Source organism: Streptomyces sp. NPDC102402 (assembly GCF_044765765.1).
Lineage (GTDB): Bacteria > Actinomycetota > Actinomycetes > Streptomycetales > Streptomycetaceae > Streptomyces.
On sequence record NZ_JBIWKR010000010.1, the window covers coordinates 154,539 to 166,958 of the forward strand.

General features: G+C 70.6%; 11 protein-coding genes and 1 riboswitch. Of the genes, 6 read left to right on the forward strand and 5 right to left on the reverse strand.

Annotated features, from left to right (window positions below):
* The first annotated feature begins 47 nt into the window (after positions 1-47).
* From frr to ACIRJR_RS26570, 6 genes are all read left to right on the forward strand, one after another.
* The gene (frr, locus tag ACIRJR_RS26545) at positions 48-605 is read left to right on the forward strand and encodes a ribosome recycling factor (RefSeq protein ID WP_031100531.1); all 558 of its coding nucleotides are present in this window, start codon (positions 48-50) and stop codon (positions 603-605) included.
* On the forward strand, positions 605-1,690 hold the full coding sequence (locus ACIRJR_RS26550; RefSeq protein WP_403784981.1) for a phosphatidate cytidylyltransferase: 1,086 nt from the start codon (positions 605-607) through the stop codon (positions 1,688-1,690). Before frr ends, ACIRJR_RS26550 begins: the two co-directional genes overlap by 1 nt.
* Before the next feature lie 277 nt (positions 1,691-1,967).
* Positions 1,968-3,074 (forward strand): 23S rRNA (adenine(2503)-C(2))-methyltransferase RlmN, encoded by a 1,107-nt coding sequence (gene rlmN, locus ACIRJR_RS26555; RefSeq protein WP_033304082.1) that lies wholly within the window; start codon positions 1,968-1,970, stop codon positions 3,072-3,074.
* A 76-nt stretch (positions 3,075-3,150) separates the two neighbouring features.
* A riboswitch (TPP riboswitch) is annotated at positions 3,151-3,267 on the forward strand.
* A gap of 71 nt (positions 3,268-3,338) precedes the next feature.
* A complete protein-coding gene (locus tag ACIRJR_RS26560) occupies positions 3,339-4,433 on the forward strand; it encodes a thiamine ABC transporter substrate binding subunit (protein ID WP_403784983.1) in 1,095 nt (364 codons plus the stop codon).
* Between the two features lie 47 nt (positions 4,434-4,480).
* The gene (locus tag ACIRJR_RS26565; RefSeq protein WP_403785158.1) at positions 4,481-6,094 is read left to right on the forward strand and encodes an ABC transporter permease; all 1,614 of its coding nucleotides are present in this window, start codon (positions 4,481-4,483) and stop codon (positions 6,092-6,094) included.
* Between the two features lie 2 nt (positions 6,095-6,096).
* Entirely contained in the window at positions 6,097-7,119 is a 1,023-nt protein-coding gene (locus ACIRJR_RS26570; RefSeq protein WP_403784985.1) for an ABC transporter ATP-binding protein, read from the forward strand.
* A gap of 101 nt (positions 7,120-7,220) precedes the next feature.
* Here the strand turns inward: ACIRJR_RS26570 and ACIRJR_RS26575 are convergent, their stop codons facing one another.
* The 5 genes from ACIRJR_RS26575 to ACIRJR_RS26595 all read right to left on the reverse strand — a co-directional run bounded on the left by ACIRJR_RS26575 (position 7,221) and on the right by ACIRJR_RS26595 (position 12,353).
* Positions 7,221-8,339 carry an LOG family protein gene (locus ACIRJR_RS26575; RefSeq protein WP_403784987.1) on the reverse strand — a complete coding sequence of 373 codons (1,119 nt, stop codon included), beginning with the start codon at positions 8,337-8,339 and terminating at the stop codon, positions 7,221-7,223.
* A gap of 34 nt (positions 8,340-8,373) precedes the next feature.
* Positions 8,374-9,537, reverse strand: coding sequence for a hypothetical protein (locus tag ACIRJR_RS26580; protein WP_403784989.1), 1,164 nt, complete (start codon positions 9,535-9,537; stop codon positions 8,374-8,376).
* Complete coding sequence (locus ACIRJR_RS26585) at positions 9,519-10,256, reverse strand: ABC transporter ATP-binding protein (protein WP_403784991.1); 738 nt, start codon at positions 10,254-10,256, stop codon at positions 9,519-9,521. Before ACIRJR_RS26585 ends, ACIRJR_RS26580 begins: the two co-directional genes overlap by 19 nt.
* 226 nt (positions 10,257-10,482) lie before the next feature.
* Positions 10,483-11,862, reverse strand: coding sequence for an aspartate aminotransferase family protein (locus ACIRJR_RS26590; protein ID WP_403784993.1), 1,380 nt, complete (start codon positions 11,860-11,862; stop codon positions 10,483-10,485).
* Positions 11,847-12,353, reverse strand: coding sequence for an Lrp/AsnC family transcriptional regulator (locus ACIRJR_RS26595; RefSeq protein ID WP_403785161.1), 507 nt, complete (start codon positions 12,351-12,353; stop codon positions 11,847-11,849). The genes ACIRJR_RS26590 and ACIRJR_RS26595 overlap by 16 nt, the downstream gene beginning before the upstream one ends.
* Positions 12,354-12,420: the final 67 nt, after the last annotated feature.

Genomic DNA, 12,420 nt, shown 5'->3' on the forward strand with positions numbered 1-12,420 from the left:
CAGGGCCCGACGATGACGGGTCCGCTCAAGACACGCAGGAGCACGTGGTGATCGAAGAAATCCTCCTCGAGGCCGAGGAGAAGATGGAGAAGGCCGTCGTGGTCGCGAAAGAGGACTTCGCCGCGATCCGCACCGGCCGTGCGCACCCGGCGATGTTCAACAAGATCGTCGCCGACTACTACGGCGCGCTGACCCCGATCAACCAGCTGGCCTCGTTCTCGGTCCCCGAGCCGCGCATGGCCGTGGTGACCCCGTTCGACAAGACGGCGCTGCGCAACATCGAGCAGGCGATCCGTGACTCCGACCTCGGCGTCAACCCGAGCAACGACGGCAACATCATCCGTGTGACGTTCCCCGAGCTCACGCAGGACCGCCGCAAGGAGTACATCAAGGTCGCCAAGACCAAGGCCGAGGACTCCAAGATCTCGATCCGCTCCATCCGCCGCAAGGCCAAGGAGTCGCTCGACAAGCTCGTCAAGGACAAGGAGTCCGGCGAGGACGAGGTCCGTCGCGCGGAGAAGGAGCTCGACGACACCACCGCGAAGTACGTGGCGCAGGTGGACGAGCTGCTCAAGCACAAGGAAGCCGAGCTGCTCGAAGTCTGATGAACGACTCTTCCTGGGGCGCCCCGCAGGGAGCCGGTTACTGGAGCACGCCCGAGATGGGGGCCGCTCCGGCGGGTCCTGCATACGATGTGCACGGCGCCCAGCAGACTCGGCCCATGCCCATCGTGCCGGACGTTCCCGACGCAGGTAGAGACGCTGACGACCGCGACGACCGGAACGGGGACGCCGCGCGCGTCAGCGGCCCCCCGTTCCGTGACGAGAAGCCGCAGGAGCCCATGTCCACCCCGCCGCCGTCCCCGCCGCACAAGAAGCGCGCGGGGCGTGACCTGCGTGCCGCCATAGGGGTCGGTCTCGGTCTCGGTGCTCTCGTCGCCGGCTCTCTCTTCGTCGTGAAGGCCGTCTTCGTCGGCGTGGTCGTGCTGGCGGTGGTGGTCGGTCTCTGGGAACTCACCTCCCGCCTCAAGGAGCGCAAGGGCATCAACGCCCCCCTCGTGCCGCTCGCCGTCGGCGGCGCCGCGATGGTGGTCGCCGGTTATGTGCGGCAGGCGGAGGGCGCCTGGGTAGCCATGGCGCTCACGGCCCTCGCGGTGCTCGTGTGGCGGATGACGGAGCGGCCCGAGGGGTACCTGAAGGACGTCACGGCGGGTGTCTTCGCCGTGTTCTACGTACCGTTCCTGGCGACGTTCGTCTCCATGATGCTCACCGCGGACGACGGTGCGTGGCGCGTGCTGACGTTCCTCCTGCTGACCGTGGTCAGCGACACCGGCGCGTACGCCGTCGGCTGGCGCTTCGGGACGCACAAGCTGGCGCCGCGCATCAGCCCCGGGAAGACCCGTGAGGGTCTGTTCGGTGCCGTCGCCTTCGCCATGGTGGCCGGCGCCCTGTGCATGGAGTTCCTGATCGACGGCGGGAGCTGGTGGCAGGGCCTGCTGATGGGCCTCGCGGTCGCCGTCAGCGCCACGCTGGGCGACCTGGGCGAGTCCATGATCAAAAGGGATCTGGGCATCAAGGACATGGGCACGCTGCTGCCCGGTCACGGCGGCATCATGGACCGGCTCGACTCGCTCCTGCCGAGCGCGCCGGTCGTGTGGCTGCTGCTGGTGCTGTTCGTCGGATCGGGCTGACCCGGCCCTCGGCTCCGTACCGCGCTGTCACGAAGGGCCCGCCGTCCACGGCGGGCCCTTCGTGCGTTCCCACGGCCGGCGCGCTCCCACGCCGGCGCGTGCGATCGGTCACGGTCCGCGCGCTGCCCGGGCCGTCCCCGGGCCTGGCGAAGGGCCCCGGAAGGGGCCACGACGCCACCGTCGGGCGACCGGCGGCAGCCGGGTCCGGGGCCCCTCGCCTCTCCTGAGCCGCTCGCGGTCCCTACTACCTCTGCGTGTCTGTAACACTGGAGGAACCATGCCTAAGCCCGGAGAACTCACTTTCGTCGCGCCCCGTGGAGCCAAGCGGCCGCCGCGGCACCTCGCCGACCTCACCCCCGACGAGCGCAAGGAAGCAGTCGCCGCGACCGGCGAGAAGCCCTTCCGCGCCAAGCAGCTGTCGCAGCACTACTTCACGCGGTACGCGCACGACCCGGCGGAGTGGACCAACATCCCGGCCGCGTCGCGCGACAAGCTCGCCGAGGCGATGTTCCCGGATCTGATGTCGGTCATGCGCCACATCAGCTGTGACGACGACACCACCCGCAAGACGCTCTGGAAGCTGCACGACGGCACGCTCGTCGAGTCCGTGCTCATGCGGTATCCGGACCGGGTCACCATGTGCATCTCCTCGCAGGCGGGCTGCGGGATGAACTGCCCCTTCTGCGCGACCGGGCAGGCGGGTCTCGACCGGAACCTGTCGACCGCCGAGATCGTGCACCAGATCGTGGACGGCATGCGGGCCCTGCGCGACGGCGAGGTCCCGGGCGGGCCGGCGCGGCTCTCCAACATCGTCTTCATGGGCATGGGCGAGCCGCTGGCCAACTACAAGCGCGTCGTCGGGGCGATCCGTCGGCTGACGGACCCGGAGCCTGACGGCCTGGGGCTCTCCCAGCGTGGGATCACCGTGTCCACGGTGGGCCTGGTGCCGGCGATGCTGCGCTTCGCCGACGAGGGCTTCAAGTGCCGCCTCGCCGTCTCGCTGCACGCTCCGGACGACGAGCTGCGCGACACCCTCGTCCCCGTGAACACCCGCTGGAAGGTCCGTGAGGTCCTGGACGCCGCCTGGGAGTATGCGGAGAAGTCGGGCCGCCGCATCTCCATCGAGTACGCGCTGATCCGGGACATCAACGACCAGGCGTGGCGGGGCGACAGGCTCGGCCGGCTGCTCAAGGGCAAGCGGGTACACGTCAACCTCATCCCGCTGAACCCGACCCCGGGCTCCAAGTGGACCGCCTCGCGGCCCGAGGACGAGAAGGCGTTCGTCGAGGCGATCGCAGCCCACGGCGTGCCGGTCACCGTCCGGGACACCCGTGGCCAGGAGATCGACGGCGCCTGCGGGCAGCTGGCGGCCTCCGAGCGCTGAGGGGGTTCCGGGACCGGCGCTATCCGGCCGGTCGGGCATGATCCGGCCGGTGTAGCCTGGCCAGGAAATCAACTGCATATTCCGACAGGGGAGCGCCACAGCGCTGAGAGTGCGGCACCGAGGACAGGTCGGCCGCAGACCCTCTGAACCTCGCCCGGGTCATTCCGGGTAGGAAGTTCGGACCTTACTCAAGCTGTTGCGCCCTGCCCGCTCGCCGAGCGGGCAGGGCCGCGTCTCTTCCTGGTCACCTCCAGGAGGAATCAGATGAACACCACCACGAAGTACGCCGCGACGGCGCTCGCCGCCGCGCTCGGCGTCACCGTGCTCGCGGGCTGCGGCGGCTCCGACGACAAGGCCTCCGGCGACACGGGGGCCGGCTCCAAGACCGTCACGCTGGTCAGCCACGACTCGTTCAACGCCTCGGACGCCGTGCTGAAGGAGTTCACGAAGGAGACCGGCTACAAGGTCAAGGTGCTCAAGAGCGGGGACGCCGGAGCCGCGCTCAACCAGGAGATCCTGACCAAGGGATCCCCCCGTGGCGACGTGTTCTTCGGCGTCGACAACACCCTGCTCTCCCGCGCCCTGGACGCCGGCCTGTTCACGCCGTACGAGGCGAAGGGCCTCGGCCGTGTCGCGGCCGACGCCCAGCTCGACGCGGACCGGCACCGGGTCACGCCCGTCGACACCGGCGACATCTGTGTCAACTACGACAAGAAGTACTTCGCCGACAGGAAGCTCGCCCCGCCGAAGTCCTTCGACGACCTGCTGAAGCCCGCGTACAGGAACCTCCTCGTCACCGAGAACGCCGCGACCTCCTCGCCCGGCCTCGGCTTCCTGCTCGGCACCGTCGCCACCTACGGCGAGACCGGCTACCAGGACTACTGGAAGAAGCTGAAGGACAACGGCGTCAAGACCGTCGACGGCTGGGAGCAGGCCTACAACGAGGAGTTCTCCGGCTCGGCCGGCGGCAGGAAGACCAAGGCCGACCGTCCGCTCGTCGTCTCGTACGCCTCCAGCCCGCCCGTCGAGGTGCTGTACGCCGATCCGAAGCCCACCGAGGCCCCGACAGGAGTCGCCACCGGCACCTGCTTCCGCCAGACCGAGTTCGCCGGCCTGCTGGACGGCGCGAAGAACGAGGCGGGCGGCAAGGCGCTGCTGGACTTCCTGATCAGCAAGCGGTTCCAGGAGGACATGCCGCTGAACATGTTCGTGAACCCGGTGGTGAAGGACGCGAAGCTGCCGGAGCTCTTCACGAAGTTCGGCGCGACCGTGGACGAGCCGACGACGGTGGCCCCGGAGAAGATCGCCAAGAACCGTGAGCAGTGGGTCCAGTCATGGTCCTCGCTCGTCGTGAAGTAGCCCGCGCGCGTACCGCGTGGAGGGGGAACGCGGTGCGGCTCGGCCTGATGGCCGTGCCCGTCGCGTTCTTCGGGCTGCTCTTCGCCTATCCCGTCGCCGCGATCGTCGGGAGGGGCCTGAAGGCGGAGGGTGACTGGCAGTTCGGCCGGATCGGTACGGTGCTGAGCCGGCCCGACATCCTGGACGTCCTCTGGTTCACGACCTGGCAGGCTCTCGCCTCCACCGTGCTCACCCTGCTGATCGCGCTGCCCGGCGCCTACGTCTTCGCCCGCTTCGACTTCCCCGGCAAGCAGCTGCTGCGGGCCGTGGTGACCGTGCCGTTCGTGCTGCCCACCGTCGTGGTGGGCACGGCGTTCCTCGCCCTGCTGGGGCGCGGCGGTTTCCTCGACGACTTGTGGGGGGTCAGGCTCGACACCACCGTGTGGGCGATCCTGCTCGCCCATGTCTTCTTCAACTACGCCGTCGTCGTACGGACCGTGGGCGGCCTGTGGGCGCAGCTCGACCCCCGCCAGGAGGAGGCCGCACGGGTCCTCGGGGCGGGACGGTTCGCGGCATGGCGGCGGGTGACCCTGCCCGCGCTGGGCCCGGCGGTGGCAGCCGCCGCCCTGATGGTCTTCCTCTTCACCTTCACCTCCTTCGGAGTCGTCCAGATCCTCGGCGGCCCGGCCTATTCCACGCTTGAGGTGGAGATCTACCGGCAGACCGCGCAGCTGCTGGACCTGCCGACGGCCGCCGTGCTGACCCTGGTGCAGTTCGCGGCGGTCGGCGGGATCCTCGCCGTGCACGCGTGGACCGTACGGCGCAGGGAGACCGCACTGCGGCTGGTCGATCCGGCGCAGACCTCCCGGCCGCCGCGCGGGGCCGGACAGCGTGCGCTGCTCGGCGGCGTCCTGCTGACCGTGCTCCTGCTCGTCCTGCTGCCGCTCGGCGTGCTGGTGGAGCGTTCCTTCGACACCTCCGGCGGCTACGGGTTCGCCTTCTACCGCGCCCTGCAGTCCGCCGACGCCAACGGCTCCACCTTCCTGGTGCCGCCGCTCGACGCGATCGGGAACTCCCTGCGGTACGCGCTGGCCGCGACCCTCATCGCCCTCGTGATCGGTGGCCTCGCCGCCGCCGCCCTGACCCGTCGGGCGGGCCGGCTGGTCCGGGGCTTCGACGCGCTTCTGATGCTGCCGCTCGGTGTCTCAGCCGTCACCGTCGGCTTCGGCTTCCTCATCACGCTCGACGAGCCGCCGCTCGACCTGCGGACGTCCTGGATCCTCGTCCCGCTCGCCCAGGCTCTGGTGGGCGTGCCCTTCGTCGTACGGACGATGCTGCCGGTGCTGCGTGCCGTGGACGACCGGCTGAGGGAGGCCGCGGCGGTGCTCGGCGCCTCGCCGCTGCGGGCCTGGCGCGAGGTGGACCTGCCGCTGGTCCGGCGGGCCGTCATGGTCGCCGCGGGCTTCGCCTTCGCCGTGTCGCTCGGTGAGTTCGGAGCGACCGTGTTCATCGCGCGTCCCGACAACCCCACCCTGCCGGTCGCGGTGGCCAGGCTGCTGGGGCGTTCCGGAGAGCTCAACTACGGCCAGGCGATGGCCCTGAGCACGATTCTGATGCTCGTCTGCGCGGTGTCGCTGCTCCTGCTCGAACGTATCCGCACCGACCGATCCGGGGAGTTCTAGAGATGCTGGCAGTGGAGTCCGCCACGGTCCGCTTCGGGAAGCGCACCGCCCTGGACGCGGTGGACCTGGTGGTCGCGGACCACGAGATCGTCTGTGTGCTGGGGCCGAGTGGCAGCGGCAAGTCGACGCTGCTGCGGGCGGTGGCCGGGCTGCAGCCCCTGGACGGCGGGCGGGTGCTGCTGGACGGTGAGGACCAGGCGCCGCTGCCCGTGCACCGGCGCGGTCTCGGGCTGATGTTCCAGGACCACCAGCTGTTCCCGCACCGTGACGTCGGCGCCAACGTCGGCTTCGGCCTGCGGATGCACGGCGTCACCCGGGCCGAGCGCGACCGCCGGGCCGATGAGCTGCTGGACCTGGTCGGCCTGCCCGGAGCCGGACGGCGGGCCGTCGCCGCGCTGTCCGGCGGCGAGCAGCAGCGGGTGGCCCTCGCACGGGCCCTGGCCCCGCGTCCGAAGTTGCTGATGCTGGACGAACCGCTGGGTCAGCTGGACCGGAGCCTGCGGGAACGGCTCGTCGTCGAGCTCCGTACCCTCTTCGGCAGGCTGGGCACCACGGTCCTCGCCGTCACCCATGACCAGGGCGAGGCCTTCGCGCTCGCCGACCGGGTCGTGGTCATGCGGGACGGACGGATCGCCCAGGCCGGCACCCCGCTGGAGGTCTGGCGGCATCCGGCGTCGGCGTTCGTCGCGCGCTTCCTCGGTTTCGACAACCTGGTGGACGCCACGGTCACCGGCACGACCGCCGACACCGCCTGGGGCGAGGTACTGGTGCCCGACGGCTCCTCCCAGGGTGAGTGCGAGCTGCTCGTCCGGCCGGGCGGTGTCCGGATCGGCGGCCCGAAGGGCGGCCTGCGCTGCACGGTCGGCGTACGCACCTTCCGCGGGCACCACGTCACCGTCCTCCTGCACCCGGAGGACGGCCCGGCACTGGAGGCGGAGTGCGGCCTGCGGGAGACCCCGGACGAGGGAACGGCCGTCGGCGTGACCTTCGACCCCGCGGAGACGGTGGTGCTTCCCCCGGCGTGACCTGTCCGGCCGGCGGCCAGCACCCTGAAGAACGGCTGGGAGGCGGCTCTTCGGCGCCCTGGACGCCGGGCTCGACACCCGATGACCGCGACCGGTCGCGGTCAGCCCGTCAGCCGCGCGAGCGCCCCGGCCGCCTCCTCCACCGTGTCGACGAGTGCGATCCGGGACTCCATCTTCCGGCCCTCGGCCAGCGCGCTCAGCAGCGGCCAGGCGGGCAGCTTCTCCGTCCAGTGAGCGCGGTTCACCAGCACCATCGGCGTGGGCGCGGAACGCGACTCGTAGTAGTTCGGCGTCGCGTTGTCGAAGATCTCCTGCACGGTCCCGGCGGCGCCCGGAAGGAAGATCACACCGGCGGTGGAGCGGGCCAGGAGGCCGTCCTCGCGCACGGCGTTCGCGAAGTACTTGGCGATGTGGTCCGCGAAGGCGTTGGGCGGCTCGTGGCCGTAGAACCAGGTCGGTACCGCCACCGAGGAGCCGCCGTCGGGCCAGCGGTCCCGCACGGCGAACGCGGCCTTCGCCCAGTCGGTGACCGAGGGGCTGAACGACGGTGCCGAGGCGAGGAGCTCGCAGGCCTTGAGCAGCATGGCATCGGAGTGCGGTGCGGCGTAGGCACCGAGGTTGGCCGCCTCCATGGCGCCCGGGCCGCCGCCCGTCGCCACCGTCAGACCGCTGCGGGCCAGCTCCCTGCCGAGCACCGCCGCGCCGCGGTACTCGTCGGAGCCCCGGGCCATGGCGTGGCCGCCCATCACGCCCACCACGCGTGCTCCGACGAGGTGTTCGTCCAGTGCGTCGGAGACCGCGTCGTCGTGCAGGGCCCGCAGCATCGAGGCGAAGACGTCACCGTTCGACCTGGTCAGCTGGAACCAGTCGTACGCCCGTGCGTCCGGGGTCGAGGCGTACCCCCCTTCGGCCAGCCCCTCGTACAGCGCCTCGGGGGTGTAGAGGAGGCCACGGTAGGGGTCGAAGGGCAGCCCGGGCACCGGCGGGAAGACGAAGGCCCCGTCCCCGCGTATCTTCGCCTCGGCGTGGGGCGATATGCGGCAGCCGAGGAAGACAGCGGCCCGGGTGTCCGTCGTGAGCAGGACGCCGGTCCGGTCCGTCAGGTCGACGGACTGGACACGGTGGCCGGCGAGGGTTCCGGCCTCGGCCGCCTTGTCGAATGCTGTGAGCGTCTCGATCTCGACGCCAAGTGCGTACGCGTACTCGTCCGGATTATCCACGCCGCCATGCTACGTACCTCCCCGGCGAGGGGTGTCACCCCGTCAGAGGCAGCGCAGCGAGCTCCGCGATCACCCAGGTCAGCGGCGCGAAGACGGCGAGAAGCACAAGTGCCCGCAGGGCGGCGGCGGTGCGCAGCGCGGAGGCCGGGGCGCCGAGCCGCAGCAGGGTCGCGGCCGTACGGGCGCGGGCCTGCTTGGCCTCCAGCGCCGTGGTCAGCAGCGTCGCCAGGGTGCAGCCGATGACGAGCAGGGCGCCGAGCGCCGTGAGCGGGCCGAAGGGGCGGGGCCCGCCCGTGTACAGCACGGAGGCGGCGATCACCCCGGACACCACCGCGCAGACGATTCCCAGTGGCCGCCCGATGCGGGAGGCCTCGTCCATCAGGACTCTCCCCGCGAGCAGCCGTACGGCGCCGGGGCGCACAGCCTGGAGCAGCCGTCCGCACAGATGGGTCAGGCCGGGCCCCGCCATGGCCAGGCCGATCGCGGTGAGCGTCCATCCCACGAGCACGGCGGCGGGGGTGGAGTCCAGCCGGCCCGGCAGGGGGAAGGGGCTGCCCGCCGAACCGCGGCTCGCGTACGCCTCGACCGCGAGTCCGGCCGCGGTGAGCGCGACGCCCCAGGGCAGTCCCGTCGGCGTCGGGGACGGCGCGAGATCCGCCTCGGCCTCCTGAGCCTCGGACGGCGCGACCTGCCGGGAGCGCACGGAGAGCCCACCGGCCGCGGACGCGGCCAGCGGCACGACGGCCAGCAGCGTCAGCGCCGCGGCGAGCGGCAGCGGGGTGCCCGCGCCGAGGAACTCCGCCGCCCCTCCGTCGAACGGCAGACCGGTCAGATCGCCGCGCAGATGCAGGAAGAGGAGCAGCGCCACCACCGACCCCAGCGTGGTGGAGACCGCCGTCGAGATCGCCGCCAGCAGCGCGAGCCGGGCCGGCCCCAGGCCGGCGGCGAAGAGCGCCGGCCGCGGGCGGGTACCCGGATCCGTCCGAGCCACCGCGACCGCGAACTGGACGGTCGCGGCGAGCGGCACGGCGCACCACAGCAGCCGCAGCACGGAACCCGACGCGTGCGCCGGGTGCCCGGAGGCGTACCCCAGGGTGCACAGGAGAAGGAAGCCGACCCCGGCCGACGCGGCGGCGAGGAGCAGCCGGCGCATCAGGACCAGGGGGTGCGAGCCGCGGGTCAGACGGAGAGCGAGCACGCCGAGCGGCCTTCCGTATCGGTCGCGGCGGGCAGGGAGACGGTGCTGACGCGGCGGCCGTCCAGCATGGCGACCACGCGGTCGGCGAGTGCGGCGACCTCCGCGTCGTGGGTGGCGAGCACGACGGTGATCCCGTGGGACCTCGCCGCGGTGGTGAGGGTGCGCAGGAGCTGCGCGCGCTCGGCGTGGTGCAGGGAAGCGGTCGGCTCGTCCGCGAAGATCACGGAAGGCGACGCGGCCAGCGCGCGGGCCACGGAGATCCGCTGGCGCTGGGACTGGAGCAGGGTGTGAGGACGCTTCTTGGCGAGGGGGCCGATGTCCAGGCGCTCCAGCCACTCGGTGGCCGCCTTCTTCGCCGCCCGGTGCGAGACGCCCCTCAGCAGCAGCGGCAGGGCCGCGTTCTCCCAGGTGCTGAGCTCGGGCACGAGCTGCGGCTCGGCCGCGATCCAGCCGAATCTCTCCCGGCGGAGCTGCTCGCGGAGCCGGGGGCCCATGGTGTGAACGGGCACGCTGTTGAACCAGACCTCGCCCTGCTGGGGCACGAGCTGGCCGGAGAGGCAGTGCAGGAGGGTCGTCTTCCCGCACCCGCGAGGGCCGGTCACGGCGAGGATCTCGCCGTCACGGACACCGAGGGAGACACCACCCAGCCCCGGCGATCCGTTGTGCGAGTGGTGCAGGGAACGTGCCCAGATCACGTCGTTGTCGGGCGGGGCCACCATGGCGTACACCTCGGTTCGGATCAGATTTCCCAGCCCCCGTACGGGGGAACGAATTCAACGAATACGCGGCCGATCGGTCACTCGGCACGCTAGGCAGCCGGACCGGGGTGTCGGGACAGTACGCGGCCCGGATGCCTCCCTTCTCACTCGAAAGGGTGCATCCGGGCCGCGTGGTCCGTATGAAATGACTGCCGGAGGCTCCGCCGACGGCAGCCGGGTGCGTCGATCAGAGCTTGGTCCAGGCCTCCGTCAGGACGTTCCGCAGGATGCCTTCGATCTCGTCGAACGTCGACTGGTCGGAGATCAGCGGCGGCGCGAGCTGGACGACCGGGTCGCCGCGGTCGTCGGCCCGGCAGTAGAGGCCGTTCTCGTACAGCGCCTTGGAGAGGAAGCCGTACAGGACGCGCTCGGTCTCCTCGTCGGTGAAGGTCTCCTTGGTGGCCTTGTCCTTCACCAGCTCGATGCCGTAGAAGAAGCCGTTGCCGCGGACATCGCCGACGATCGGCAGGTCGTGCAGCTTCTGCAGGGTCTTCAGGAACGCGCTCTCGTTGTCCAGGACGTGCTGGTTGAGGCCCTCGCGCTCGAAGATGTCGAGGTTGGCGAGACCGACCGCGGCGGACACCGGGTGGCCGCCGAAGGTGTAGCCGTGCAGGAAGGTGTTGTCACCCTCGTAGAACGGCTCGGCCAGGCGGTCGGAGATGATGCAGGCGCCGATGGGGGAGTAGCCCGAGGTCATGCCCTTGGCGCAGGTGATCATGTCCGGGACGTAGCCGAACTTGTCGCAGGCGAACATCGTGCCGAGCCGGCCGAAGGCGCAGATGACCTCGTCGGAGACGAGCAGCACGTCGTACCGGTCGCAGATCTCCCGGACGCGCTGGAAGTATCCGGGGGGCGGCGGGAAACAGCCACCGGCGTTCTGCACCGGCTCCAGGAAGACCGCGGCGACGGTGTCCGGGCCCTCGAAGAGGATCTGCTGCTCGATCTGGTCGGCGGCCCAGCGGCCGAAGGCCTCCGGGTCGTCGCCGAAGAGGGGGGCGCGGTAGATGTTGGTGTTCGGCACCTTGTGCGCGCCGGGGACCAGTGGCTCGAACGGGGCCTTGAGCGCGGGCAGTCCGGTGATGGACAGGGCGCCCTGCGGGGTGCCGTGGTAGGCGACCGCGCGCGAGATGACCTTGTACTTGGTCGGCTTGCCCTTGAGCTTGAAGTACTGCTTCGCCAGCTTCCAGGCGGTCTCGACCGCCTCGCCGCCGCCGGTGGTGAAGAAGACCTTGTTGAGGTCGCCCGGGGCGTGGTGGGCGAGTCGCTCGGCGAGCTCGACGGCCTTGGGGTGGGCGTAGGACCACACCGGGAAGAAGGCCAGCTCCTGGGCCTGCTTGTACGCCGTCTCGGCGAGCTCGTGGCGGCCGTGTCCGGCGTTGACCACGAACAGGCCGGAGAGGCCGTCGAGGTAGCGCTTGCCCTTGTCGTCGTAGATGTAGGTGCCTTCGCCACGCACGATGGTGGGAACAGGCGCGTTCTCGTAGTCCGACATGCGGGTGAAGTGCATCCACAGGTGGTCGTACGCGGTTCGGCTGAGGTCCTTGCTCACGGCTATCGGGTTCCCCACATATAGGTCTGCTTCTTGAGCTTGAGGTAGACGAAGCTCTCGGTGGAGCGCACTCCGGGTATGGCCCGGATGCGTTTGTTGATCGTCTCCAGCAGGTGGTCGTCGTCCTCGCAGACGATCTCCACCATGAGGTCGAAGGAGCCCGCGGTCATCACCACGTACTCGCACTCGGCCATGGCCGACAGCGCCTCGGCCACCGGATCGAGGTCACCCTCGACGTTGATCCCCACCATCGCCTGCCGCCGGAACCCCACGGTGAGCGGGTCCGTGACGGCGACGATCTGCATCACGCCCTGATCGAGCAGCTTCTGGACGCGCTGGCGCACGGCGGCTTCGGACAGGCCCACGGCCTTTCCGATCGCGGCGTACGGACGCCGCCCGTCCTCCTGGAGCTGCTCGATGATCGCGAGGGAGACGGCATCGACCGCTGGTGACGATCCGCTCCCGTTCCTGGAGTCTGCGCTACGGCTGGCCACACCCCCACTGTGCACCGCTACTCGTCTGTCTGGCAAGCCTGAATCGATGAAATTCGTTGTCTGCATGCCTGAATCTTGCTGA